The organism is Ruegeria sp. HKCCD6647-2, from assembly GCF_057221075.1.
Genome location: NZ_JBWVBD010000004.1, coordinates 352,310 through 378,008, shown reverse-complemented (window position 1 = coordinate 378,008; position 25,699 = coordinate 352,310). Strand labels below are relative to the sequence as shown.

Below are 25,699 nucleotides of genomic sequence, written 5' to 3'. Positions count from 1 at the left end.
ATTGCGCGGATGTGTGCAAGGTGTATTGTGCACCTGCGGCAATGCTTGCGCAGCATCGTTCAATTTGCTGCCTTGCATCGCCTGTCATTACCCGATTTTCCACAAGATGTCGGAGAATCTTCGGCAAAACTAACAAACCTCGCAAGATTATCCCGTGCCCTCGCTTTAGGTGGCGCAAAAACGAGAAACCCTCGTGATACAAAGTCTCTAGCATTGGGCGGAATCACAGGAGTGAAGCGCGATGATCGAGACACCTTATCTGCTATTTCTGGGCGACGCGCCCGACCAGCTGGCCGCCAAGGTTGCGGTCGGAATCAAGGATTGGCGCCCTGAGAACGCCGTTGGCCAGTACCGGATGGACGGATGCAAGGCGGATCTGGGTCTGAAAGACATGGATCTGGTGGAAGCTCGCGAAGCCGGGGCCAAGACGCTTGTCATCGGCGTCGCCAACCGCGGTGGTGTCATCAGCCAGGAGTGGAAGAAGGTTCTGGTGACCGCGTTGGAAGAGGGGTTCGATCTGGCCTCGGGCCTGCACAATCTGCTGCGGGACGAGCCTGACCTCGTGGCCGTGGCAGAGGCGACGGGTCAAAAACTGCACGACGTGCGTATCCCCGAAGTTGACTATCCGATTGCGAACGGCATCAAACGCACCGGAAAACGGTGCCTTGCCGTCGGGACAGACTGCTCGGTTGGCAAGATGTACACGGCCATGGCAATGGACGCCGAGATGCGCAAGCGGGACATGAAGGCAACATTTCGTGCCACGGGGCAGACAGGCATTCTGATTACCGGCGATGGTGTGCCGCTGGACGCGGTAATCGCGGATTTCATGGCCGGCGCGGTCGAATGGCTGACCCCGGACAATGACGAAAATCACTGGGATCTGATCGAAGGACAGGGGTCGCTGTTCCACGTGTCCTACTCTGGTGTGACCATGGCTCTGATCCATGGCGGCCAGCCCGACGCACTGATCCTTTGCCACGAACCGACTCGCGCCCACATGCGGGGTCTGCCGACTTACCAGTTGCCATCGCTGGAAGCTCTGCGGGATACGGCGCTTCAAATGGCGCGCGTAGCAAACCCCGATTGCAAGGTCGTTGGAATCTCGGTCAATACGCAGCACATGAGCGAGGACGACGCGACGGACTACCTGGCAGCTTTGGAAGCCGAGATGGGCCTGCCGGCAACCGATCCCTTCAGGTTCGGATCGGGCAAGTTGGTCGACGCGCTGGCTGCGGTCTGATCTAACGGACACGCCGGTGGCGGGGTGGTCCGCCTCCGGCGGGAGTATTTGGAAAAAGATGAAGGAGCGGGCGCGTGCGAATTGAGGTTTCTCGCGATGTGTTTCGGCTGGCGCAGGTGTTCACGATCTCGCGCGGATCGCGCACCGAAGCGAAGGTGCTGACGGTCCGGTTGTCGGATGGAACGCATCAGGGCTGGGGCGAATGCGTGCCTTATGCGCGATATGGCGAGACACTGGAGTCGGTAGAGGCCGAGATCGCGGGATTGCCCGCGGAGTTTTCCCGCGAACAGTTGATGGATTTGCTACCAGCAGGCGCCGCGCGAAACGCGGTCGATTGTGCCTTGTGGGATCTTGAGGCCAAACGCGCGGGCAAACGGGCGTGGGACCTGGTCGGGCTGGAAAAACCTGGTCCTGAAATCACGGCCTATACCCTGTCGCTGGACACTCCTGAAGCCATGCAGGCGCAAGCGGCTGAAAATGCGCATCGTCCACTGCTGAAAATCAAGCTGGGCACGCCGGACGACATGCCCCGGCTAGAGGCCGTGCGCGCCGGTGCGCCGGATGCAAGGATCATTGTCGACGCAAATGAAGGCTGGTCGGCGGAGGTTTATGCCGATCTTGCCCCGCATCTGGTGCGGCTGGGCGTTGCGCTGGTGGAACAGCCGCTGCCCGCCGGGGAGGATGACGCTCTGATCGGGATGGATCGGCCCGTTCCGGTGTGCGCCGACGAGTCCTGCCATGACCGCACGAGCTTGCCTGCGCTAAAAGGCAAGTATGACGTAGTCAACATCAAGCTGGATAAGACCGGCGGCCTGACCGAGGCGTTGAAACTGCGCGCGGCGGCATTGACCGAAGGCTACGATATCATGGTGGGATGCATGGTCGGCAGTTCCCTGGCGATGGCACCTGCGACTCTGGTGGCGCAGGGTGCGATGGTGACAGACCTTGACGGCCCGCTGCTTCTGGCCGAAGACCGCGACAACCCGCTGATTTTTGATGACGCCGGAGTGCACCCGCCCAAAGCGGGCCTATGGGGGTGACGAACGCCCGGAAAATGGTCCGGCGGATCATTTTCAGTGAGGAACGGGCGAAGCCCTGAGACGAAAAGGATATGACATGACCCGCACCGTTTACGTGAATGGAGAATACCTGCCCGAGACCGAAGCCAAGGTGTCCATCTTTGACCGTGGTTTTCTGTTTGCAGACGCGGTTTACGAAGTCACCAGCGTTCTGGGCGGCAAGCTGATCGATTTCGAAGGCCATGCCGTGCGGCTAAAACGGTCACTGGATGAGCTGGAGATGGCAGAGCCTTGCAGCAAGGAAGAGCTGCTGAGTATTCACCGCAAGTTGGTGGTACTGAACGGGATCGAAGAAGGTTTGATCTATCTGCAGGTCTCGCGCGGCAGCGATGGAGACAGGGATTTCGTGTTCCCGGACGCGGCCACCAAGCCGTCACTGGTCCTGTTTACGCAGAACAAGCCCGGTCTGGCCGACAGCCCCGCGGCCAGGAAGGGCGCCAAGGTCATCTCGATCGAGGACATCCGCTGGGGTCGCCGCGATATCAAAACGGTGCAGTTGCTGTATCCGTCGATGGGTAAGATGATGGCGAAGAAAGCGGGCTGTGACGATGCGTGGCTGGTTGAAGACGGGTATGTGACCGAAGGCACCAGCAACAACGCCTATTTCGTCAAGAACGGCAAGATCGTCACCCGGCCGCTGTCCAACGACATTCTGCATGGCATCACCCGTAAGGCGGTGCTGCGGATGGCGGCCGAGGCTCAGATGGAAATCGAAGAACGCCTGTTTACCATCGACGAAGCCAAAGAGGCGGACGAGGCCTTCACCACCTCGGCCAGTGCTTTTGTCATGCCGGTGGTCGAGATCGACGGGGTAGCGCTGGGCGATGGCACTCCGGGTCCGATCGCAACGCGTTTGCGCGAGATTTATCTGGACGAAAGTCGCAAGGCCGCAATCTGATCATGAAAGGCCCGCCGGAATCGCGGGCCTTTCGCTTTCCGAGTAGGCGTCAGTCCTTCTTGCCCACGTTTTCTTCGAAGGCGACCTTGAAGGCGGCCTGTTTTTCTGGGCTCGCCTCGGTCTGATAGTTGGATTTCCATTCATCCATGGTCATGCCATAAAAAATCTCGCGGGCCTCTTCCTTACCCATCTCGATCCCTTTTTCGTTGGCGGCCTCCTGATACCAGCGCGACAGGCAGTTTCGGCAGAACCCGGCGAGATTCATCATATCAATATTCTGCACGTCGGTGCGGTCTTCCATCAGGTGTTTCTGCAAACGGCGGAAAGCAGCGGCCTGAAGTTCGATCTCGGTTTGCTGGTCCATTGTCGGGCTCCGAATGATTGTCTTGCGTTCGGTGCATGACCTAACAATCCGAAAGCTCTGTTACAATGAACAGGAGGGCCCCAGAGGCCCCTCGGGTATCCAGATTGGGATGCTATGCCAGTTTCAGGGCCAGCCATGGCATCATGCAGAAAATGATGGTCAGGATCTTGTAGTTCGCAAGATACCGGAAATAGGCCCGTTTTACGTCTGCCCGATCCATTTGGAACATTCTGCCGTGAATGCCTGCTACCCAGTCCTGCAGTGCCACGATCATCACCGTGCTGAACAGCAATACCGCGATGTTAAGGACCGTCATCCAGCCGAAGACGGTCGTCAGGAATTCCTGAGTCATGGTCGTCTCCTTTCCCTTAATATATGGGTATCGGAGAATTCGCTCACAATAACGTGAGGCCTGAAAACGCCTGGCCGTGACCCTACGTCACAAACCGCTTTCAGCAAGGGCGTCCTGCAAAATGGTGGCCAGGCGTTCTGCCCACTCTCGCTGCCCTTTGTGATCCGCGATCAGGTCATTCCGCAGCTCAATCAGCGCGTTCGGGCGCCCAAAACTCGTGCAATGCTTGTCGATGGCATCACCGGGCAGAACACCCGTATAGGGTTCGTTGATGCCGACACACAAGTCGCCTTCGGCTTCGAGGCGATTGATCAGCGGGCGCGAGAAACGCTCGTCCGCCGTATGCAGAATTCCGATATGCCAGGGCCGGGGTTCGCGTCCTCGCAATTGCCGGGTGAAAGAGTGCATCGACACGATCACCGCATGAGACAGCGCCGCCATCCTGGCCAGCGCATCATGATAGGGGCGGTAGCACATGTTCAGACGCCGTTCGCGCTCGGCTGCGTCGGCGTGGCGGTTTCCGGGGATGATCGACCCGTCATAGAGCTTCATCAGCAGGGTCGGGTCATCCTCTCCCCGGTTTGGATCGATCACTAGGCGCGAGAAATTGGCGGCGATAACCGGCGCGTTCATAATCTCACCCAAATGCTTCGAGACCTCGTAGGCGCCCACGTCATAGGCAATGTGGCGTTCCATATCTTCGCGCGGCAAGCCAAGGTCGCCGCCGTTGACCTCGGGCGGGACAGTGTTGGTCGCATGATCGCAGGTAATCAACCAGCGCGAGGGGCGATCCGCGCCGTGAACAAAAAACGGAGTGTATGTCATCAGCCTGTCATCTAGTTTGCCGCAGGTGTAGGACAGTTGCTTCGGAAAGGGAATTGCGCAATAAGCAGCTCAAGCACTGTTTGCGGTAACATCGACTGTTTGAGGAGAGCAATACCAATGCGACGCCTGAGAAATGTGAAAATCGTGGCGACGCTGGGTCCCGCGTCCAATGACTATGACACCATCCGCGCATTGCACGAGGCGGGGGCGGATGTTTTCCGTCTGAACATGAGCCACGGCAGCCACGATGAAATCCGCGAACGCCACAGGATCATCCGGCAAGTTGAGAAAGATCTGGACAGCCCGATTGCGATACTGGCGGACCTGCAGGGACCCAAGCTGCGCGTAGGCGTTTTTGCCAATGATGCTGAGGAACTGGAAGAAGGGGCTGCATTTCGACTGGATCTTGATCCCGAACCTGGTGACATCAATCGTGTCTGCCTGCCTCACCCGGAGATTTTTGCCGCGCTGGAGCCCGGCGCCCGGTTGCTGGTGAACGATGGCAAGATTCGATTGATCGTGCAGGACTGCGGTCAGGATTTTGCAAATTGCACGGTCGAGGTTGGCGGAACGATCTCGAACCGCAAGGGCGTGAACGTCCCTGACGTCGTTCTGCCGCTGGCGGCGCTTTCGGCGAAAGATCGCGACGATCTGGAGTTTGTTTGTCAATTGGGTGTGGACTGGTTGGCACTTAGCTTCGTGCAACGCGCAAAGGACGTGTTCGAAGCCCGCGCCTTGGCCGATGGCCGCGCTTCGATTCTGTCCAAGATCGAAAAGCCCGCTGCCGTTGAGGCGTTTGAGGACATCCTGGATGCTTCGGACGGGATCATGGTGGCGCGGGGTGACTTGGGTGTCGAACTGCCGGTTTCGGCGGTGCCGCCGATCCAGAAGCGATTGGTGCGCAAATGCCGTGCGGACGCCAAGCCGGTGATCGTGGCAACGCAAATGTTGGAAAGCATGATCGAAAGCCCGATGCCGACACGGGCCGAGGTGTCGGACGTGGCGACCGCAATCTATGAAGGTACGGATGCCATTATGCTCAGCGCGGAATCGGCGGCGGGTTCGTATCCGATCGAGGCTGTCCAGACCATGAACAAGGTTGCGATCGAGGTCGAGGCCGACCCAACCTACACGCAGATCATTGCGGCATCGCGGTCGGCACAAGGAACGACCATAGCCGATGGCATCGTTGCCGCTGCCCGCGAGATCGCCGAAAAGACAGACATCAAGGCCATCTGCTGCTTTACGCAAAGCGGCACGACGGCGCTGTTGACGGCGCGTGAGCGCCCGGGCGTTCCGATCATCGCCATGACCCCCGCCAAAGGTACCGCACGGCGGCTGTGCCTGAGCTGGGGATGCCATTGCGTCATGACCCCCGAACTAGAGCGGTTCAAGGGCGCGGTCGTCGCCGCCGCCCGTGCTGCCCGGTCCGACGGTTTTGCGTCTGAATCGGACCAGATCGTTGTCACTGCAGGCGTGCCGTTCAACGTGCCGGGAACCACAAACATCCTGCGGATCGCGCCTTGTGACGAACGCCTGATATACAACACCGATCCGGGTTGAGTCTGACATGCGGGCATAGTGTTTCACGGTGATACTTCACGAGAATGCCTAATTTTTAATCGAAAAATATCATTAAAAATCAATATCAAGCCGAATTCTGGGTTGAGTTCGGCGATATTCTCTCTGTTTTTTGGTGTTTTTGTCGGATACTTCACCCCAGGGCAGTCTACTCAAAAAGTTCCAGGTTCCGGCTGCCCTGCCGGGGGCGAGGGCTCCGGACAGATAAACGATAACGGAGGAACAAGATGACAACGAAAATTGTCATAGGACTGGACGGGACAGAAACCGGAGAACACGCGATCGCCTTTGCCAAAGACCTGGCAAAACGGATCGGGACGTGTGAATTGCTGGTGGTCTATGTCATCGAATGGTCCCCATTCACTTTTCAGACGCCCGAAGAAAATGCCTTGCGCCACAAGCGACGTGAGGAAGAGGTGGAACTGGCGACAACACGGATCGTGACACCGGCTGTGGACGCTTTGACCGCAGACGGGTTCACGGCACATGGCATAGTTCGCCACGGCGATGTGGCCGAGACGCTGAACGCCATAACCGTCGAAAACGGCGGCACGCAGATCATCGTTGGCCGCGCATCGGCGGACGGGTTCAAGAAACGCCTTTTCGGTAGCTCGACCCAAAATCTGGTCATGCATGCCGATGTTCCGGTCACCGTTGTGAACTGAGGGAGGGACGAGATGAATATGTTGAGAAATCTGGGTCTGGCCGCGACCGCCGCCCTGATCGCCAGCCCCGCAGCGGCGCAGGATTCGACCGGTCTGGACGACAAGATCAATCAGGCCTTTGCCGACTTTACCGGACCTTTCGTCAGCTTTATCTTTGCGCCGTTCCCGGGCACCAGCGTGCCGTGGATCGTGATGTGGCTGGTGATCGCGGCGACTGTTTTCACCCTGTATTTCGCCTTTGTGCAATTCCGGTTCTTTGGCCATTCCATCAGCCTGGTCAAAGGCGACTATTCCGACCCCAACGACGCGGGCGAGGTCAGCCACTTTCAGGCGCTGGCAACGGCGCTGTCCGGTACGGTTGGTCTGGGTAACATCGCCGGTGTTGCAGTGGCCGTCGGGATCGGGGGGCCGGGTGCCACGTTCTGGATGATCGTGGCCGGCCTATTGGGCATGGCGTCGAAGTTCACCGAATGTACCCTGGGTGTGAAGTATCGGAACGAATACGAAGACGGCACCGTTTCCGGTGGTCCGATGTATTACATGTCGAAGGGCTTTGCCGAGCTGGGTCTTCCCGGTGGCAAGATCTTGGCTGTTCTGTTCTCGATCTTCTGTATCCTGGGCGCGTTGGGCGGCGGAAACATGTTCCAGGCCAATCAGGCGCATCAGCAGATCGCGGGCATCACCGGAGACTATCCGGGCTGGATCACAGGGCTTGTCTTTGCGGCTATCGTGTTCGCAGTGATCGTGGGTGGCCTGAAGTCGATTGCGCGTGTGACCGAGAAGGTCGTGCCCTTCATGGGTGTCATGTATGTGGCGGCAGCTCTGGTCATCATCATCATGCATGCGGATCAGATCGGGTGGGCCTTTGGTCAGATCTTCGCCGGTGCCTTTACCGGTCTTGGCGTTGCTGGCGGAATGGTCGGGGCGCTGATCCAGGGCTTCCGTCGTGCGGCGTTCTCGAACGAAGCAGGCGTTGGTTCCGCGGCGATTGCGCACTCGGCCGTTCGGACCAAGGAGCCGATCACCGAAGGGTTCGTGTCATTGCTGGAGCCGTTCATCGATACGGTGGTGATCTGTACCATGACCGCGCTGGTGATCATCATCACCCAGCAGCTCGTCATTGACCCGGCAACCGGCTTGTACATGCTGACCGAAGACGGCAGCGCGATCGCGACCGTGGACGGTAATTCGGGCGTCAGCCTGACTTCGGCGGCCTTTGCCAGCGCCTTTGGCTGGTTCCCTTATGTGCTGGCCGTTGCGGTGGTCCTGTTTGCCTTCTCGACCATGATCAGCTGGTCCTACTACGGCCTCAAGGCTTGGACCTATCTGTTCGGCGAAGGCCACACCAAAGAGCTGGTGTTCAAGATCATTTTCTGTGTCTTCGTTGTCATCGGCGCGGCGGCCAACCTTGGTCCGGTCATCGACTTTTCGGATGCGGCGATCTTTGCGATGGCGGTCGTGAACGTCTTTGCGCTCTACTTCCTGATGAAAGTGGTGCGTCAGGAGCTGGCCAGCTACGCCGCACGGCTGAAAAGCGGCGAAATCCGCAAGTTCAGCCACTGAGCCATTCCACCGGGGCGGCCTGCGTCGCCCCGGTGTCCGATCAGCCTAGCAAAAAGCTCAGATTCTGGTCGAAACCCCCTTGCCAGTATGACCGAACTTGCGTAAACGGCGCATCTGATCGCGTGACCGGCCGAGATGGCATGCCGAGTCGCGTTTGAAACCGAACCCGAAAAAGGAGACGGAAATGCCTAAGATGAAGACAAAGTCGAGCGCCAAGAAGCGCTTCAAGGTGACTGCGACCGGTAAGGTCATGGCAGGCCAGGCCGGTAAACGGCACGGCATGATCAAGCGGACCAAGAAATTCATCCGCGACGCCCGTGGCACCACCACCCTGTCCGCCCCCGACGCCAAGATCGTCAAGGGCTACATGCCCTACGACCGCTAAGAGGAGATTTGAGAGATGTCCCGCGTTAAAGGTGGAACCGTAACTCACGCCCGTCACAAGAAGATCATCAAGGCCGCAAAAGGCTATTATGGTCGCCGCAAGAGCAACTTCAAAGTTGCGACCCAGGCCGTCGACAAGGCCAACCAGTACGCAACCCGCGACCGCAAGAACCGCAAGCGCAACTTCCGCGCGCTGTGGATCCAGCGTATCAACGCGGCCGTGCGTTCGCATGACGAGGCTCTGACATATTCCCGCTTCATCAACGGTCTGAACCTGGCCGGTATCGAAGTGGACCGCAAAGTTCTGGCCGACCTGGCCGTGCACGAACCGGAAGCGTTCGGCGCGATCGTCGCCAAAGCACAGGCCGCTCTGGCTGCCTGATCCTCTTTTCAAGAGAGACAGTGAATGACGGGCCGTTCCAAAAGGAACGGCCTTATTCGTTTGGGCGGTTGGATACCTGATTATCTGCTTTGCGCGGTTTCAGCGATAAGTCATCTATACCAACCGCTCAGGGGCATTCCCGAACCGGCGGTGTGGCTGGCCAGATTGTCTGCGCATTAAGCAGATTTAATCGAAACACAATGCACGCGGCTAAGAACCATCAACACATGAGACTCACCAAATAGGAGTGAGTACCATGAAATATGCTGCCTTGGGTTTGGTGGCCCTGAACATAGCTTTCCTAAGTGGTCCGGCATTGGCGGATTGTCACTTCGGAACCGATGCGGTGACTGGCATGGAGACTATCATCTGTGAAACGGATGGCGGCTTTTCCAGTTGGGGCACCATGATCACCGAAGCCTGAATTTCTCCGACAATGCCCGTCGTGTAGTCCGAAAAGGAAACTGTCGTGTTTAAGAATGCCGTTGCGGTTGTTGCCCTCGTTGCCCTTGCCGGGCCTGCCATATCAGCCCAGTTCTACCCGGCGAACAGTCTTGACAGTGTTGCACTGATTGGCCCCCCGGCCAAACCCGGCACACCGGAGTTCGACAAACAAATGTTCGCGGTCATGTGGCTGCAGGAAAGCCGCACTTCTGAACAGGTGGACTTTGTCCGAAAATCCGTCGATCTGGAACGCTTTGCACCTGTCGTCGCTACAGGGTTGTCGACTGTCGACACACATGTTCTGAGTGAAACGCTGGATCAGATTATCGACGAAGTTCGCGAAGACTATAACCTGGTTAAGGCGAACTACGATATTCCACGCCCCTTTGTGATCAATGACGCTGTTGAGCCCGTCGCGACAGCGTTCCCCGTAACCTCATACCCGAGCGGACACACGATCCGAGCCATAGTTTACACTTCGGTTCTCTCGGATATCTTCCCCGAGCATTCCGACGCACTTGAAGATCTCGGGCGCGAAATTGGTTACGGCCGCGTTATAGGTGGCGTGCACTACCCCATGGATGTCGTGTCCGGGCAAGTGCTGGGCAATGCTTACATGGATGTGATCCGCGACCAGCCTGCCTATCACGAAGCGTTGAATGCCATTCTGAGCGAAAAGGACGACGGAGCCGTGCCGGTTAACCAGTAGGCAGCCGTAACCTCCGGATATGGAAGCAAGTCCGATTGGTTTGAAGTGCCAACAGCGGAGCTATTGACGATTTGCTGTAGTTTTCCGCGAAGGCATCGTATCGATTGTGTTTCAGAGCCGGAGCGTTTGCAAAACACAACGTTGTCCTCTTGGCTGAGCATTCAATAGCCCTTGGGATCGGCAAAAGTACCGAAGCCATTGAGGCACCAGCTTCAACCTCCTTTAATCGTTGGGCTTCGCACTGCACATCACCGCAGGTGCTGTCAGCCACATCGGTGATCCATCCGTTCTTGTCGTGAGTGTTGGCCTACTGATCATCCTTCTGTTTTACCAACTGCGCAGCAAAAGCGACGCCAGTGCCCGGACCGGCATAGGTGATCATCAGCACGTCATCCAGGTAGACCCCATTGAATATCCCCGCTGAAACGTCCTCGCCCGATATTCCGGCTTCGGCCAATACAAAGCGGGTGGGATCATCCAGGCTGAAGGTTCCCATTGCCTCTTCCACGATCCACTCTTTGTCGCCAATCCGCCGCCAGCGGTTGGTGGCAGTGATCAGGTTGCCGTCCAGCTTGCTGATCTCCAATTCCATTTCGGTCTTCAGAAGACCCTTTTCATGGTTCGGGTTCGATTTGGCGAAAGCCACCAGATAAGTACCTGTCCAGGTGCCGACGATCTGGGGGAAACCGCTGCCGTCTTCGGCACTGGTCGGGGGAGCGATGGAAAGCGCAAGGAATGTGGCTATGATACGGAGGAAATTGAATTTCATGGTCGGATCTCCTGAATAGAATGGTCACAGGCTATCTGAGATCAGGAATTACGCAAATTGATGGGTCCCAACGGAAAAACCGGCGCGGGGTGCGCCGGTTTTCTTGTCTCTAGTCGGACCGAGAAGTGTCCCGATCAAATCATCCAAACACTCGCCCCAGGGCGCCGTCGACTGCATCGGTAATTTGGTCAATATCCTCGGCAGTCGCGATCAGCGCGGGCGAGAAGCACAAAGTGTTGTTCTTGCCGGGAACCGAACGGTTGGTGACACCGATAATCACGCCCTGCGCCATGCAGTCGGCGACAACGGCCTGTGCCAGCTTCTCATCCACAGGTTCCTTGGTCGCGCGATCCGCAACCAGTTCGGCACCCAGAAACAGGCCCTTGCCACGGACGTCGCCGATGACCCTGTGTTTCTCCATCAGTTCCTGCAGGTTTGCCGTCATGCGGTTGCCCATGTCGGTGCAGTTCTGCAGCAGGTTTTCTTCCTCGATGATCCGCATGTTCTCGATGGCCGCCGCCGGACCGGCCGTGCAGCCGCCAAAGGTCGAGATGTCGCGGAAATAGTTCAGCGGATCGTCTGCATTGTCCTTGAACAAGTCGAACACCTCTTCGGTGGTCACCATGCAGGCAATCGCCGCATAACCCGAAGCGACACCCTTGGCCATGGTCACGAAATCGGGCTTGATGCCGTATTGCTGATATCCGAACCAGGTGCCGGTCCGGCCGACGCCGCAGACGACCTCGTCGATATGCAGCAGGACGTCGTACTTCTTGCAGATTTCCTGCACGCGCTGCCAATAACCCTCGGGCGCCTCGATCACGCCGCCACCCGCAGTGACGGGCTCAAGGCACAGGGCGCCGACTGTGTCGGGGCCTTCGCGCAGGATAACCTCTTCGATCTGGTCTGCGGCCCATTCGCCAAAGTTCTCTTCGGGCGCACCGTCCAGTTCGTGCTTGCGGTACTCCATGCAATGAGGCACGCGCACGAAGTCGGGGGCAAACGGCCCATACTGCATGTTGCGCTCGTCCTGACCACCCGCGGACATCGCCGCAAGGGTCGAGCCGTGATAATCACGGTCGCGATACAGGATCTTGGTCTTCTTGCCGCCATAGCGTTTATGCGCGATCTGGCGAACCATCTTGAACGCCTTCTCGTTCGCCTCGGAGCCCGAGTTGGTGTAGTAGACGCGGCTCATGCCCGGCATCTTGGCGATCAGGTTCTCGGCAAAGATCGACCCCGGGATCGACCCTGCGGAGTTTGCGAAATAGCACAGCTTCATCAGCTGGTCATAGACCGCCTTGCAGATGGATTCGCGGCCATAGCCCACATTCACCGTCCACACGCCACCGGAAACGGCGTCCAGATGTTCCTTTCCTTTCTGGTCCCAGACACGCATGCCCTTGCCTTCGACGATGATGCGCGGGTCGTTTGTCTCAAATGGTTTGTGCTGGATCAGATGGTGCCAGATGTGGGCGCGGTCAGCCTCGACCACGCGGGAAAGATCGTTTTCGTTGAACGTGCCGTCCATGACATGTCCTTTCAAGGTAAGGCGCGCGGGAATCAAGATGACCCAGCGGGCGCGCTGTGACGTGATGATGTAGATCAGCGTGAATATAGCGCGGGAAGTAGGGCCAGATTAACCCATAGAATAACGCCAGTGCATCATTTCCGCGTATTTATACGGGTTTGTTTTGATGCAAGCTTTGTGCTCAATACACGAACTTGGCGAGATTGGGAGGAGCATCGGATGACAGCCCGCACAATATATCAGCAGCATCTGGACAAGACCCCAGCGAATTTTACACCCCTTTCCCCGCTCAGCTATATCGAGCGAACCGCCGCGATCTATCCCGACTACCCGTCTGTAGTCTACGGCGCGCGCAGGTATACCTGGTCGGAAACCTATGACCGCTGTCGCCGTCTGGCCAGCGCGCTGGCCGCGCGCGGAATCGGTGATGGGGATACAGTGTCGATCATCGCCGCCAACATTCCCGAGCATTACGAGGCGCATTTTGGCGTTCCCATGGCCGGCGCCGTTCTGAACGCGATCAATACCCGGCTGGACGCACCCATCGTTGCCTTCATCCTCAACCACGCCGAGGCCAAGGTTCTGCTGGTCGATCCCGAGTTTTCGGGCGTTGTGAAGCAGGCTTTGACGCAAGTGGATCATGACCTGCTGGTAATTGATATCGAAGACCCCGGCTTCGACGGGGGTGAGCGGCTGGGCGAATTGACCTACGACGCGCTGCTGGCCGAAGGTGATCCGGGCTTTGATTGGCCGCTGCCTGCAGATGAATGGGATGCGATCACGCTGAACTATACGTCGGGGACAACCGGCAACCCGAAAGGTGTCGTCTATCACCACCGAGGGGCTGCGCTGAATGCAACGTCGAACATTCTGACATGGGGCATGCCGCAGCACTCGGTGTATCTGTGGACGTTGCCGATGTTTCACTGTAACGGCTGGTGTTTCCCATGGACCATGGCAGCCAACGCGGGCACGTCCGTTTGCCTGCGTGCGGTGCGGGATGAACCGATCTACCGTGCCTTCCGTGAGGAAGGCGTCACGCATTTCTGCGGCGCACCCATCGTGCTGAACATGCTGGCAAACGCACCGGATCACCTCAAGGATTTCAGCCAGCAAATCAAGGTGATGACAGCAGGTGCACCACCCCCCGCCAAAGTGATTCAGGCGATGGAAGGAATGGGTGTCGAAGTGACCCACGTGTATGGTCTGACCGAGACCTACGGGCCATCGGTGGTCTGTGCATGGAAGGAAGAATGGAATGACAAGGCGCCCGAAGAACAGGCGGCGCTGAAAGTGCGGCAGGGTGTCAAATACGTGGCGCTGTCCGGCCTGATGGTTGCTGATCCCGAGACGTTACAGCCTGTGCCCGCTGATGGTGAAACCATGGGCGAGATTTTCATGCAGGGCAATATCGTGATGAAGGGTTATCTGAAAAACCCCGATGCGACGGACAAGGCGTTCAATGGCGGCTGGTTTGCTTCGGGTGATCTGGGCGTAATGCACCCCGATGGCTATATCGCGCTGAAAGACAGGTCCAAGGACATCATCATTTCCGGTGGAGAGAATATCTCGTCAGTCGAGGTTGAGGATGTCCTTTACAGGCACCCGGCCGTGATGGAGGCCGCCGTGGTGGCACGGCCCGACGAGAAATGGGGCGAAACGCCCTGTGCCTTTGTCGAGCTGAAGCCGGGGGTGGAGGCAACCGAGGCTGAGGTGATCGCGTTCTGCCGGGACAATATGGCTCATTTCAAGGCGCCAAAGACCGTCGTGTTTGGCGCACTGCCCAAGACGTCGACCGGCAAGATCCAAAAGTTCATTCTGCGTGACCAGGCCCGAGAACTGGATTAGTCGAAGATCGAAAGGTCAAGCTCCAGCATCTCACCCATCCAGATGGCGTGGTCCCTGTGATCGGGCAGATGGTGGCCGGTATCGGGGTGGGTAAAGATCGTCAGACCCTGACGGTTGAGCATCAGCCAGGGGATAACCTGATCAAAGACTGTGGGAGCAAATCCCAGCTGACAGCTCCAACGCGGGTGCGGGCCGACGTTTCGGTCATGCATCCGCCCCATCTGAACGGGAAACAGGCGCGCGGCCTCCTCGCATACCCATTGGGCCGTACTCTGCGTATCGGCGTCGAAATAGACATGAGCATGGTAGCCGGAAATTTCAGGCATCGCGTTCCCCTTCATCTGTTTTGCTCAATCTAAACAGATGAGGCCGCCGGTGGCACCCATGCCGACACACAGGCCGTGTGCGCTGGGTATATGGTCAATCCCAGCGCAACGAAGCCGTCAGCCCTTGTTCAGTTCCTTGGCATGCAACCAGTCCGCATGCTGGGGGGCTTTCTTGGTGCGCGACCACTCTTCCAGCATATCCCACTTCACGCTGTCCAGCCGGGCCAGCATCTCCTCCTCCTCGGGATCCGGGCAGGCCAGTTCAACGCGGTGCCCATTTGGATCGAAGAAGTAGATCGAATGGAAGATCGAATGGTCGGTGACGCCCAGAACCTCGACCCCGTTGGCTTCGAGGTGTTCCTTGAACGCAACCAGCGCGTCGCGGTCTTTGACCTTGAAGGCGATGTGCTGAACCCAGGGCGGTGTATTCTCGTCGCGACCCATTTCGGGTTTGGTCGGCAATTCGAAAAACGCCAGCACGTTGCCGTTCCCGGCATCCAGAAACAGATGCATGTAAGGATCGGGCTCGTGGGTCGAAGGCACCTTGTCTTCGGCGATGGCAAGAATGAAATCCATATTCAGCATCTTGCCGTACCATTCCACCGTCTCTTTTGCATCCTTGCAGCGATAGGCGACGTGGTGAATCTGTTCGATTTTCATGGCAGTCACTCCTGCTTCAGCGCGGCTGCGTTCAGCGCTTGTTTCAGTATCTCGGTGTCTCCGATATGGTTTGCCAAAATCAGCACCAGCCGCGCGTTCAGCGCATCGCTGTCGGCATCTTCCAGGCCTTCATGTGCCGAAAGCAGATCGGCATAAAAATCGTCAGCCCGGTCGATATTTGGTGAGAGGATAAGGTCGGCCATGGCGTTTACTCCTTCCCAGTGGCGCGGAGGACCGCGTGCCGGATTGCATTTTCTTCATAACTGTCGCGCCGTGCAGCCACGTGCTGATCGGGGCGGATCAGGTAAACGGCGCTGGTTGCGTCACCCAGATAGCGGCGTTTCAGCTCCATCGTCGGGTCGTCCTTGACAGACAGGGCCAGTCGCCTGACTTTCACGCCTTCGACCTCGATCTCATCTGGCGCGTCTGCGTCAATGGTCATCAGGATGAAATCATCCCCGAGTTTGGACAGCAGGAACTCATCGCCCAATGGTGCATCAGGGCAAGGCGATCCCGGTCGGGTACGCGCCGGGCCGTTCAGGGCGTCGGCGGAATTCAGGGGCGAGCCGAAATAGGTGCAGGGAAGGCTCAACCGGCCGGAATTGACCAGCGGACGCGCAAACTCGTAATGTTCGCTCAAGTCCAGAACGGCATCACGCAAAAGGCGGGACATCCGGGATTTCGGCGTAATGAAATCGGTCGAGCGGCTGGAATTCAGGATGTTTTCGTCCGCACCCTGAATTCGTTCGACATCATAACTGTCAAGCAGGGTCTCGGGTGCGGTGCCATCGATGACCATTTTCAGTTTCCAGCACAGGTTGTCAGTGTCCTGCAGTCCCGAGTTTGCGCCCCGGGCGCCGAAGGGGCTGACCTGGTGTGCGCTGTCGCCGGCAAAGATCACACGACCATAGCGGAACTGTTCCATGCGGCGACACTGGAAGGTGTAGATGCTGACCCATTCCAGTTCGAATTCGACGTCTTCGCCCAGCATCGCCTTAAGGCGGGGGATCACATTCTCGGGGCGCTTTTCGCGTTCTTTGTCAATGTCCCAGCCCAGTTGCAGGTCGATGCGCCAGACATTGTCGGGTTGCTTGTGCAACAAGGCTGACTGGCCCTTGTTGAACGGCGGGTCGAACCAGAACCACCGCTCGGTCGGGAAATCGGCGTCCATGATCACGTCAGCAATCAGGAAGTTGTCTTCGAAGACGCGACCCACAAAGTCTTTGCCCAACATGGATCGCATGGGTGACCCGGCGCCATCACAGGCGATAACCCAATCGGCTTCGATGGTGTAGGAACCTTCTGGTGTTTCCACTTCAAGCTTGACGTGATCGGGATGGGTGCCGACCGCTTCGACCTTGTTGCGGCCGCGGATTTCAATGGGCGCGCCCTCTTCCTGCAATTCGCGAACCCGTTCGACCAGATACTGTTCGAAATAGTATTGCTGCAGATTGATGAATGCCGGACGCTTGTGCCCTTCCTCGGGCAGGAGGTTGAACTCATAGACTTTCCGGTTGTCGAAAAAGACTTTGCCCAGATTCCAGACGACACCCTTATCCACCATGGGCTGACCGCATCCCAGCCGGTCGAGAATTTCCAGCGGTCGTTTGGCAAAACAAATGGCTCGGCTGCCAAAACTGACCTTGTCGTTTTCGTCCAGAACAATAACCTCGACCCCATGCTGGGCCAGATCGATGGCCGCGGCCAGACCCACGGGCCCGGCACCAACCACGATCACCTTATGGCGTACCGGAGCGGGCGCGGACTGGTCCGGGCTGGGCTCGTAAGCATAGATCGGTGTTTCAAATATCTTGTTCACAGTCTCTCTCCCACGTTCTGCGCGCAGGGCGCACCTCGTCCGCGCTCTGACGCGACCGCGTCAAAGGTCAGGTTCATCCTCTCATCGTTTGGTCCGGGCCAACACGATCTGGATCAAATCCGGCCCGGATATTCTCAGCCCTGCAGGGCCTCCCACATTTCCAAGTCGCGCTGAGCGGTCCAGATGCGAGGCGTGTCGATGCCCCGCGCCTCGTCATAAGCGCGTGCAACATTGAACGGCAGGCAGTGTTCATAGATCGCGTAATCGGCAAATTTCGGGTCGCATTCGGCCCGAACCGCGTCCCAGGCTTCTTTCAGGCTGCCACCGCGCGCCGCGACTTTGGCCACCGGGCGGAAGGTGCTTTCGACAAAGTCCCGGGTGTTTTCGATGGCCGCGTTGACCATGTCCTTTCCAACCAGTGCGTCGCCACGGCCCGGAGCGATCGCGTCCACGTCGAACCATTTGATCTCGTCCAAGGTGTCGCCCCAGTCGCTGAAATGCCCGTCGCCGCAATAGCAGGCCGAGTGGTATTCAACGATGTCGCCGGTAAACATGACGTTCTGATCCGGGACGTGAATGACGATGTCTCCGGCGGTGTGGGCACGGCCCAGATGCATCAGATCAATGCGGCGATTGCCCAGATAGACGGTCATCGTGTCGCTGAAGGTCGTTGTGGGCCAGGTCAGGCCGGGGATGCTTTCGTGTCCTTCGAACAGGCGCGGGAAACGCTGGAATTCGCTGTCCCAATCCTCTTGCCCGCGTTCCACGACCATGGCGCGGGCCATGTCGGACATCAGGATCTGCTGCGCGCCAAAGGCGCTGGCACCCAGGACGCGAACGGCGTGATAATGGGTCAGCGCCACATGCGTGATCGGCTTGTCGGTCACCGAGCGGACGCATTCGATCACCTTGTTCGCCAGACGCGGGGTCGCCTGCGCCTCGACGATCATCACGCTGTCATCTCCGATAATGACGCCCGAGTTCGGATCACCTTCGGCGGTGAAGGCATAAAGCCCTTCGCCAACTTCGGTGAACGAGATTTTCTTTTCCGTCATGTCCCCCTGGGACGCGAATGCTTTGGCCATGGTGAGTTCCTTATCGTGCGTAGGGGTTTTCGAAAGCAGGCAGAACGGTGCCGACGCAATCGCCAAAACCGATGGTGTATCCGTCGCCTTTGGCTGCACCCGTCAGGGTCAGCGTGTCACCGTCCTCGATAAAGCTGCGGGTCTCACCGGTGTCCAGCGTCAGGGGTTCCTTGCCGCCCCAACTGAGCTCCAGTAGCGAACCGCGTTCCGGCTTGGTCGGGCCAGAGATTGTGCCCGAGCCCAGCAGGTCGCCGGTGTTCATAGGGCAGCCCGAGGTCGTGTGATGTGCCAACTGCTGCGCGGCAGAGTAGTACATCTGGTTGTAATTCGTCTCGGCAATGGTTGTCGGAGCTTTGCCGGCAGGCGCCATCGTGATCGACAGGTCGATGTTATACAGCATCGGACCGCAATCCTTGAGGTGATCAAGTAGCTCGAAATCGCGTTCGGGCGTATCACAGCGAAAGGGTTCCAGCGCAGCCTTGGTGACGATCCACGGTGAAATCGAGGTGGCGGTCGCCTTGGCCTGAAACGGGCCAAGCGGCTGGTATTCCCATGCCTGAATGTCGCGCGCGGACCAGTCGTTCAGCAGGACGTAGCCGAAGATATTGTCGTCGGCCTCCTGAACTGTAATCGGTCCGTCCGACGGCGTGCCGACAATTGCGCCCATCTCAAGTTCAATGTCGAAGCGGCGGCTGGGCTGAAAGGCGGGCAATTCCTGATCCGGAGACTTCAACTGACCCCAGGGACGGCGGATATCGGTGCCCGAGACCACGACGGACGACGCGCGCCCGTTATAGCCGATGGGGATGTGCAGCCAGTTCGGCGGCAAGGCGTTTTCGGGCCCACGGAACATGGTGCCAACGTTAAAGGCGTGGTTCCGACCCGCGTAAAAATCCGTGTATTCACTGACGGCGAAGGGCAGGTGCATCTCGGCCTCGGCCTGCGGCACCAGAAGGGGTTCGACCCTGTTCTGTTCTTCGGACCCTTCGGACAGCAGATCGGTCAGCCGTTCGCGTAGCGCCGCCCAAACGGCAGGACCTTCTTCCATCAGCGGGTTCCAGAAGGGCAGATCGAATAACGGCTCATCGGTTAGTGTGACCAACCCTTCCGCCTCGGCGGCCGTGAGGTCAAGGATCATGTCGCCGATCGCCACACCGCAGCGAGGGTCAGTGCCTTCGGTCGAAAAGACGCCGTACGGCAGGTTGTTCAATGGAAAAGGGGTGTCGGCGGAATTGGCCGAGATCACCCAGGATTTTTTCAACTGGCTCATGCGTATCTCATTTTGCGTCAGGTTGGGCCTCGGGCACCGCATTCGAAAAAGCAGGCAGGTCAAGGCAGTTTTGTTCAATTTCGCTCAGGCGCGGGTAGGGTGTCAGATCCAGCCCCCAGCGTCGCGCGTTATAGAGTTGCGGCACAAGGCAAATATCGGCCAGACCGGGTGTATCCCCCATAGCAAAGCGTGTGCCGGATGCAGCCAAAGCTTGAAACGCAGTGAAACCGCGCTTCATCCAGTGGCACATCCATTCAATGGCCTGATCGCCATCTGCGCCCAGTGCCGTTTTTAGGTGGCTGACGACGCCAGAATTCTGGATCGGATGGGTGTCCACGGCAATCATGTGCGCCAAGGCACGGGTCTGGGCGCGCTTCAACGGGTCAGACGGCAGAATAGCCGGATCAGGGTAGGTCTCTTCCAGCCACTCCAGTATCGACAGGGATTGCGTCAGTAGCGTGCCGTCATCCAGTTCCAGAGTCGGCACCAGACCAATCGGATTCTTGGCCAAATAATCGGCTGTCTGCTGTTCGCCGGTGATCAGATTGATGGGCATGTCTTCCCACTCGAGCCCCTTGAGCCCGAGCGCAATGCGCAATCGATATGCCGCAGAAGACCGCCAATACCCGTAGAGCCTCATTTCTTGCCCGGCGTCCCGTCGAATTTCTTCTCAAGATCGCTCCAGCAATCAATGTAGTCGTCCTGCAGGGGCGCTTCGTTCGCGGCAAAGGCCGTCAGGTGTTGCGGGAACCGGGTTTCGAACATGAAGGACATTGTGTTGTCCAGCTTGTCCGGGCCCAGATTGGCGTTTGACGCTTTTTCGAAGGCTTCCTTGTCCGGCCCATGGGGCAGCATCATGTTGTGCAGGCTCATGCCGCCTGGGACAAAACCCTGAGGTTTGGCGTCGTACTGGCCATAGATATTGCCCATAAGCTCGGACATGATGTTCTTGTGATACCAGGGCGGGCGGAATGTGTCCTCCATCACCATCCAGCGTTCGCGGAACAGGACAAAGTCGATATTGGCCGTGCCGGGATGGCCCGAAGGCGCGGTCAGCACGGTAAAAATCGACGGGTCCGGGTGGTCGAACAGGATGGCGCCGACCGGGCAGTAGTTACGCAAATCGTATTTGTAAGGTGCGTAGTTGCCGTGCCACGCGACCACATCCAGCGGCGACTGGCCGATCTGGCTGCGATGGAACTGGCCGCACCACTTGATGGTGATGGTCGACGGCACGTCGCGATCCTCGAAAGCTGCCACCGGCGCCTTGAAATCACGTGGGTTGGCCATGCAGTTGGCGCCGATGGGGCCACGGCCCGGCAGCTCGAATTTCTGCCCGTAGTTCTCGCAGACAAAGCCGCGGCACGGCCCGTCGAGCACTTCGACGCGATAGACCAGACCGCGCGGGAGGATGGCGATCTCTTTGGGTTCCAGATCTATGATGCCCAGTTCGGTCGCGAAACGCAGGCGGCCTTCCTGCGGGACCACCAGCAATTCGCTGTCGGCGGAATAGAAATACTCGTCCACCATCGATTCAGTGACCAGATAGATATGGCTGGCCATACCGACCTGAGTGTTCACATCCCCTGCGGTGGTCATCGTGCGCATACCGGTGATCCAGTTCAGCCCTTCCTCGGAATGGGGCACCGCGTCCCAGCGATACTGGCCCAGACTGATCACGTCCGGATCTACGCAGGGCGCGGATTTCCAATAGGGTACGTCGATCTTTTCATAGCGCGTCGAATGCTTGACCGATGGACGAATGCGATAGCACCACGTCCGCTCGGGCGGGTTTGCGGTGAAGGCCGTGCCGCTAAGCTGTTCGCCATATAGACCATAGTTACATTTTTGCGGGCTGTTCATACCCTGTGGCAGCGCGCCAGGAAGGGCCTCGGTTTCGAAATCATTCGCCCAGCCAGGCATATACCCCGGATGGGTGCCAACAGGCGTGTCTGCTTGGATCATTTCACGTGGGTGAGTCGGGTGATTCATGGATGATACCTCGCGTTTCTGCTTGTCGGATAATAGTTGATTTTGTAACTAACAAGCATGACACGGGAAGAATCTGACAAAAAAGCTGACTTTGATCTGCGAGATTTCCTGCCTTTTCTGTTGAATCAGGCGGCCGAGGAAAGTTCGCTCGAGTTTCAGCGCGTCTATAAGGATCGCTATGGCATGTTGCGAACCGAGTGGCGCGTGCTGTTTCACCTGGGCAATTACGGCGAGATGACCGCCAAGGATATCGGCCTGCGGGCCAAGATCCACAAAACCAAGATCAGCCGTGCCGTGCGCAAACTGGAACAGCGCCGCTTTCTGCAGCGGCTGCGCGATGAAAACGACCGCCGCGTCGAAAGGCTGTCCCTGACCCAATCCGGTCAGGCCGCTTACCGTGAACTGCGCGGCATCGCACAGGAATACGACGCGAAACTGGCTGCGCATTTCACCAATGGCGAAGTGGTATTGCTGCGTATGATGCTGCGACGTCTGGCCGGAATGGATTAATCGCTGGTAATCTGGCCCCGGTGTTCCCAGATGAATACTTGAACGGAAGCAGGTATCAGACATGACGTCCACGGACACAGACACCGCAAAAGCAATTGACCTCATCGACTGGCTGGTGACGCGTGGCCTTGAGGGGGCGGGCAAGCAAGAGCTTCTGGACGGTTATTGCAAAAGACTTGTTGATATGGGCGTGCCGTTGATGCGCTTCCACGCCGCGCAGTCGGCGCTGCACCCGGTCTATGGCGGAACAGGTTACAGCTGGTATCAGGACAAGGGCGGTGATTATCAGACTTTCGAGTATTCCGAGACACCCAGTGAGGTCTGGCAGCAAAGCCCGATGTTCGCATTGCTGAACGAAGATATCGATGTCATCCACGAACGCCTGATCGACAAGAACGAGGCCAGCCGCTTTCCCTTGTTGAACGAACTTCGCGAGAATGGGGCGACAGAGTATTACGCGACCGGGGTATCCTTCGACAGCCCGACGCATAACGGACCAAGAGATGCAAACAAGCCGGTCGACGGTGTTTTGATGTCCTGGACCAGCGACGCACCTGACGGGTTTCGTACCAGCGATCTGGACCTGATAAACACTGCCTTGCCGCATCTCGGGCTGGCGCTGAAATCGGCCTCCAGCACCCGGGTGGCGCAGGATCTGATGCGGGTCTATCTGGGTCGCGATGCCGGGCAGCGCGTGTTGTCCGGGGAAATTCGCCGCGGTTCGTTGCAGCAGATCGACGCGGTAATCTGGAACTTTGACCTTGAGGGCTTTACCAGCCTGTCAGAAGAATTGCCCGGTTCCGAAATCATCGAGATGCTCAACGACTATCTGGCCGTAGCCGTGGAAGTGGTTCACGAATGCGACGGTAGCATTCTGAAGTTCATGGGCGACGGGCTGATGGCGATGTTCGATGTGGGCGAGATTGACGCTGACGCCCGCGCCGCGCTGGGCGCAGTGGCGGTCTTGCAGGATCGTATGGTCGAGTTGAACGAACAGCGCAAGGCCCGGGGCCTGCCGGTCTCAAACTATACTCTGGCCTTGCACTCGGGTGAGATTCTCTACGGCAATATCGGCGCGGAAAGCCGGCTGGATTTCACAGTGATCGGCCCGGCGGTAAATCAGGCTGCGCGTATTGCGGGCATGCACCGTTCGCTGGGGCAGCGCATTCTGATCTCGGACGACGTGGCCCGCGCGGCTCAGCCCAGCGATCACGAGCTGATCTCGGTAGGGCGCTACATGCTGCGCGGAGTACCCGAGCCGAAAGAGCTGTTTACGGTATATCGGACGGGTCAATAGGACCATTGGCGGCAAGTACCTTCCGAAATCTCTCAATCTTCACGTGGTTTACAGCCGGTTGAAGATGAGGAATTCGCGCCACAAGCGCCAACGATGTATGATGACCCAGCAAACTCAGCTCAGAGGATATGCATCATGCAGAACTCATTCGTGCGGCGCAGCGCCAATTTCGCCGTAGTTTTGGGCATAGCTTTTCTTTTTTCTTCGACAAACGCGCCCGCCGATCAAGGTGACGCCGACAAAGCTGTGGAGACCTTCAATCACGCCATGCTCTCGATCTTTCATCGCGGCCAGGACGCGCTGACGGCAGATATTCGACCGATCATGGTAATCGCGCGGGACGTCACCGTGATCTCGGAAGATGGGGAAGCAACGTATTCCAGGGACGCTCCGGGTTATCAGCACCTCAAGTCGACATCTCATGTTCTGCTGGGAATTATTGGCGCGGTCACCCCTTGGCCTGAAGACGAAGACAACGCGCGCTGGAAGAGCGAGTTTTCGAGTATCGCGGCCGAGATCGATGCGCTACTCGCAGCAATTGATGGTTTGGGATTGCCGACAGAGTCACTGACCCGTCAACGCGAAATGCTTGAACAGGCACGAGCTTTCACCAAGCACGCGGTGAGCCAAGATGAGCTTACGCGCGAAGCCGTGTCCAAAGTCATTAACGACATGCGGCCAATATGGGTTCAGAATATGCGTGAAACCGCACGCGCCGAATTGACCGCACTGCACTCCGTCGTTTCAAAGGCCCGCGCCGCGATGAATGAAGAAGACTGGGCCAGGATGTACATCGTGCATCACGGCGGTTCCAGCGTCGAAGACGTCAATGTCGTGCTTCTGTACTTGCAGCGCGTGATGCCCGAAAAAGTCGCAGCCGGACAAGTTATGTTCGCGGAAAACGCGCATGGGACAGATGCGCTGGCAAAGCATGTTGGCTATGTGATTATGCAGCGGAACGTCGGGGCGTGGGCGTTCGGAGATCCCGCACGAATGGAAGTCGATCTTTTGGGTTATGAGGCCGGCGCAGTTCTTGACGAGATGATCCCGGCTCCACCACCTAAGGCAACGGCCTCAAAGTGAATATGATAACGTCATGCCAAAGGCCGAACAGACGCGGCAAGGCAGCCCATCAGCTGTAAGCGGGTAGTTTAAAAATCGATCTCCACGCCCGGCAGGTTCAGCTCTTTCATCATGTCTCGCAACTCCTGCCGCGCCGCGATGTTCGAGATGTTGAGCTGTTTCACCCCGATATCCTTGAGGTCCAGCAGAGTCAGGCCGCGTGGGAACAATTCGCGGAAGATCACGCGTTCGGAAAAGCCCGAGGCCACACGGAAGCCGATGCGCTGAGACAGCATTTCGATCGCGCGCTGCATCTTTTCCTTGTTGACCATGCGCTGGGTCCCGACCCGGTTGCGCACCACGACCCAGTCAATCGGTTTCAGCCCGGCCTGCGCCCGCAATTGCCGGGCATTCCAGACCATCTCGGAATAGACCGACGGCCCGAGAATCTTCTCTCCCTTCGAGTCGATCCGAGCCAGCAGGTCAAAATCGATGAAACTGTCGTTCAGCGGGGTGATCAGCGTATCGGCCAGTGAGTGCGCCACCTGGCTCAGTCGCGTGTGAGAGCCGGGGCAGTCGATCAGAATGAACTCACTGTCGCTTTCCAGCTCGGCCACTGCGGCGGACAGACGGTGGTCATAGATGTTTTCGCCCGGCTTCAGTTTGGTCGCGTCGATTTCGGGCAGGTCGTGGTGACGCGGACTGGGCAGAGCCAGTTCAGCGCCATTCATGAAGTTTCGGCGATTTTCGAAGTATCGACCCAGACTGCGCTGCCGCAGGTCCAGATCCAGGGTGCTGACCCCGTGGCCCAGGCGCGCCAGTGCGGTTGCCACATGCATGGACACGGTCGATTTGCCTGCGCCGCCCTTCTCGTTCCCGACAACTATGATATGTGCCATGCCTGTATTCCCAAGTCCCGCCGTGTTTACCCACAGGTTGTTGCGACCCACTATATGTTGTGTAGGCCGGGAAGGGAAGAACCTCAGGCACGGCTGAGGGTCATTTACAGTCTCTAATTTGGAAAACCACATGACTGGCGCG

28 protein-coding genes are annotated in these 25,699 nt (G+C 58.0%); 14 read left to right on the top strand and 14 right to left on the bottom strand.

All coding sequences use genetic code 11. The features are described from left to right. Window positions 1–241 precede the first annotated feature (241 nt). The 3 genes from dgcN (at window position 242) to AC2TDJ_RS13350 (ending at window position 3,220) form a co-directional block, all read left to right on the top strand. Window positions 242–1,243, top strand: a complete 1,002-nt coding sequence (gene dgcN / locus AC2TDJ_RS13360) for an N-acetyltransferase DgcN (RefSeq protein ID WP_480842933.1) — start codon at window positions 242–244, stop codon at window positions 1,241–1,243. Window positions 1,244–1,317: 74 nt separating this feature from the next. Continuing rightward, window positions 1,318–2,283 carry an N-acetyl-D-Glu racemase DgcA gene (gene dgcA / locus AC2TDJ_RS13355; RefSeq protein ID WP_480842932.1) on the top strand — a complete coding sequence of 322 codons (966 nt, stop codon included), beginning with the start codon at window positions 1,318–1,320 and terminating at the stop codon, window positions 2,281–2,283. 76 nt (window positions 2,284–2,359) lie between these two features. Further along, window positions 2,360–3,220, top strand: a complete 861-nt coding sequence (locus tag AC2TDJ_RS13350; protein WP_480842931.1) for a D-amino-acid transaminase — start codon at window positions 2,360–2,362, stop codon at window positions 3,218–3,220. 49 nt (window positions 3,221–3,269) lie between these two features. Here AC2TDJ_RS13350 and AC2TDJ_RS13345 read toward each other — a convergent pair whose 3' ends face one another. The 3 genes from AC2TDJ_RS13345 to AC2TDJ_RS13335 form a co-directional block, all read right to left on the bottom strand. Then, the gene (locus AC2TDJ_RS13345) at window positions 3,270–3,584 is read right to left on the bottom strand and encodes a DUF1244 domain-containing protein (RefSeq protein ID WP_480842930.1); all 315 of its coding nucleotides are present in this window, start codon (window positions 3,582–3,584) and stop codon (window positions 3,270–3,272) included. 112 nt (window positions 3,585–3,696) lie between these two features. Continuing rightward, window positions 3,697–3,936 (bottom strand): DUF6868 family protein, encoded by a 240-nt coding sequence (locus tag AC2TDJ_RS13340; protein WP_480842929.1) that lies wholly within the window; start codon window positions 3,934–3,936, stop codon window positions 3,697–3,699. 87 nt (window positions 3,937–4,023) lie between these two features. Continuing rightward, window positions 4,024–4,761 carry an N-formylglutamate amidohydrolase gene (locus AC2TDJ_RS13335; protein ID WP_480842928.1) on the bottom strand — a complete coding sequence of 246 codons (738 nt, stop codon included), beginning with the start codon at window positions 4,759–4,761 and terminating at the stop codon, window positions 4,024–4,026. 117 nt (window positions 4,762–4,878) lie between these two features. On the opposite strand from AC2TDJ_RS13335, the gene pyk reads away from it, so the two are divergent. The 7 genes from pyk (at window position 4,879) to AC2TDJ_RS13300 (ending at window position 10,489) form a co-directional block, all read left to right on the top strand. Continuing rightward, entirely contained in the window at window positions 4,879–6,324 is a 1,446-nt protein-coding gene (gene pyk / locus AC2TDJ_RS13330; protein ID WP_480842927.1) for a pyruvate kinase, read from the top strand. A gap of 245 nt (window positions 6,325–6,569) precedes the next feature. Beyond that, entirely contained in the window at window positions 6,570–7,007 is a 438-nt protein-coding gene (locus tag AC2TDJ_RS13325; protein WP_480842926.1) for a universal stress protein, read from the top strand. A 12-nt stretch (window positions 7,008–7,019) separates the two neighbouring features. Beyond that, complete coding sequence (locus AC2TDJ_RS13320) at window positions 7,020–8,570, top strand: alanine/glycine:cation symporter family protein (protein ID WP_480842925.1); 1,551 nt, start codon at window positions 7,020–7,022, stop codon at window positions 8,568–8,570. A 184-nt stretch (window positions 8,571–8,754) separates the two neighbouring features. Further along, entirely contained in the window at window positions 8,755–8,955 is a 201-nt protein-coding gene (rpmI, locus tag AC2TDJ_RS13315) for a 50S ribosomal protein L35 (protein WP_005981143.1), read from the top strand. Window positions 8,956–8,970: 15 nt separating this feature from the next. After that, entirely contained in the window at window positions 8,971–9,336 is a 366-nt protein-coding gene (gene rplT, locus AC2TDJ_RS13310) for a 50S ribosomal protein L20 (protein ID WP_039523695.1), read from the top strand. A gap of 256 nt (window positions 9,337–9,592) precedes the next feature. After that, on the top strand, window positions 9,593–9,760 hold the full coding sequence (locus AC2TDJ_RS13305) for a hypothetical protein (protein WP_480842924.1): 168 nt from the start codon (window positions 9,593–9,595) through the stop codon (window positions 9,758–9,760). Window positions 9,761–9,805: 45 nt separating this feature from the next. Further along, complete coding sequence (locus AC2TDJ_RS13300) at window positions 9,806–10,489, top strand: phosphatase PAP2 family protein (protein ID WP_480842923.1); 684 nt, start codon at window positions 9,806–9,808, stop codon at window positions 10,487–10,489. A 307-nt stretch (window positions 10,490–10,796) separates the two neighbouring features. Here the strand turns inward: AC2TDJ_RS13300 and AC2TDJ_RS13295 are convergent, their stop codons facing one another. Both AC2TDJ_RS13295 and AC2TDJ_RS13290 read right to left on the bottom strand, forming a co-directional pair. Then, on the bottom strand, window positions 10,797–11,258 hold the full coding sequence (locus AC2TDJ_RS13295; protein WP_480842922.1) for a hypothetical protein: 462 nt from the start codon (window positions 11,256–11,258) through the stop codon (window positions 10,797–10,799). A 139-nt stretch (window positions 11,259–11,397) separates the two neighbouring features. Next, window positions 11,398–12,789, bottom strand: coding sequence for an aminotransferase family protein (locus AC2TDJ_RS13290; RefSeq protein WP_480842921.1), 1,392 nt, complete (start codon window positions 12,787–12,789; stop codon window positions 11,398–11,400). Between the two features lie 219 nt (window positions 12,790–13,008). Here AC2TDJ_RS13290 and AC2TDJ_RS13285 point away from each other — a divergent pair, with 219 nt between their 5' ends. Further along, window positions 13,009–14,637 (top strand): acyl-CoA synthetase, encoded by a 1,629-nt coding sequence (locus AC2TDJ_RS13285; RefSeq protein ID WP_480842920.1) that lies wholly within the window; start codon window positions 13,009–13,011, stop codon window positions 14,635–14,637. On the opposite strand, the gene AC2TDJ_RS13280 is transcribed toward AC2TDJ_RS13285, so the two are convergent. The 8 genes from AC2TDJ_RS13280 to hmgA all read right to left on the bottom strand — a co-directional run bounded on the left by AC2TDJ_RS13280 (window position 14,634) and on the right by hmgA (window position 21,789). Next, window positions 14,634–14,963: a DOPA 4,5-dioxygenase family protein gene (locus AC2TDJ_RS13280; RefSeq protein WP_480842919.1), complete on the bottom strand. Its 330-nt coding sequence runs from the start codon at window positions 14,961–14,963 to the stop codon at window positions 14,634–14,636. The genes AC2TDJ_RS13285 and AC2TDJ_RS13280 overlap by 4 nt on opposite strands. A gap of 117 nt (window positions 14,964–15,080) precedes the next feature. Continuing rightward, on the bottom strand, window positions 15,081–15,623 hold the full coding sequence (locus AC2TDJ_RS13275) for a VOC family protein (RefSeq protein WP_480842918.1): 543 nt from the start codon (window positions 15,621–15,623) through the stop codon (window positions 15,081–15,083). Between the two features lie 5 nt (window positions 15,624–15,628). Next, complete coding sequence (locus AC2TDJ_RS13270) at window positions 15,629–15,826, bottom strand: DUF2783 domain-containing protein (protein ID WP_480842917.1); 198 nt, start codon at window positions 15,824–15,826, stop codon at window positions 15,629–15,631. Between the two features lie 5 nt (window positions 15,827–15,831). Beyond that, complete coding sequence (locus tag AC2TDJ_RS13265; RefSeq protein WP_480842916.1) at window positions 15,832–17,442, bottom strand: FAD-dependent oxidoreductase; 1,611 nt, start codon at window positions 17,440–17,442, stop codon at window positions 15,832–15,834. A gap of 134 nt (window positions 17,443–17,576) precedes the next feature. Continuing rightward, a complete protein-coding gene (locus tag AC2TDJ_RS13260) occupies window positions 17,577–18,527 on the bottom strand; it encodes an MBL fold metallo-hydrolase (protein ID WP_480842915.1) in 951 nt (316 codons plus the stop codon). A gap of 10 nt (window positions 18,528–18,537) precedes the next feature. Continuing rightward, the gene (gene fahA, locus AC2TDJ_RS13255; RefSeq protein ID WP_480842914.1) at window positions 18,538–19,797 is read right to left on the bottom strand and encodes a fumarylacetoacetase; all 1,260 of its coding nucleotides are present in this window, start codon (window positions 19,795–19,797) and stop codon (window positions 18,538–18,540) included. 7 nt (window positions 19,798–19,804) lie between these two features. Further along, window positions 19,805–20,437, bottom strand: coding sequence for a maleylacetoacetate isomerase (gene maiA, locus AC2TDJ_RS13250; RefSeq protein WP_480842913.1), 633 nt, complete (start codon window positions 20,435–20,437; stop codon window positions 19,805–19,807). Beyond that, window positions 20,434–21,789, bottom strand: a complete 1,356-nt coding sequence (hmgA, locus tag AC2TDJ_RS13245) for a homogentisate 1,2-dioxygenase (protein WP_480842912.1) — start codon at window positions 21,787–21,789, stop codon at window positions 20,434–20,436. Before hmgA ends, maiA begins: the two co-directional genes overlap by 4 nt. Window positions 21,790–21,846: 57 nt before the next feature. On the opposite strand from hmgA, the gene AC2TDJ_RS13240 reads away from it, so the two are divergent. The 3 genes from AC2TDJ_RS13240 to AC2TDJ_RS13230 all read left to right on the top strand — a co-directional run bounded on the left by AC2TDJ_RS13240 (window position 21,847) and on the right by AC2TDJ_RS13230 (window position 24,679). Further along, the gene (locus AC2TDJ_RS13240; protein WP_480842911.1) at window positions 21,847–22,299 is read left to right on the top strand and encodes a MarR family winged helix-turn-helix transcriptional regulator; all 453 of its coding nucleotides are present in this window, start codon (window positions 21,847–21,849) and stop codon (window positions 22,297–22,299) included. 61 nt (window positions 22,300–22,360) lie between these two features. Next, complete coding sequence (locus AC2TDJ_RS13235; protein ID WP_480842910.1) at window positions 22,361–23,596, top strand: adenylate/guanylate cyclase domain-containing protein; 1,236 nt, start codon at window positions 22,361–22,363, stop codon at window positions 23,594–23,596. Between the two features lie 135 nt (window positions 23,597–23,731). Continuing rightward, entirely contained in the window at window positions 23,732–24,679 is a 948-nt protein-coding gene (locus AC2TDJ_RS13230; protein WP_480842909.1) for a hypothetical protein, read from the top strand. A 68-nt stretch (window positions 24,680–24,747) separates the two neighbouring features. Here AC2TDJ_RS13230 and AC2TDJ_RS13225 read toward each other — a convergent pair whose 3' ends face one another. Then, a complete protein-coding gene (locus AC2TDJ_RS13225; RefSeq protein WP_480842908.1) occupies window positions 24,748–25,557 on the bottom strand; it encodes a division plane positioning ATPase MipZ in 810 nt (269 codons plus the stop codon). Window positions 25,558–25,699: the final 142 nt, after the last annotated feature.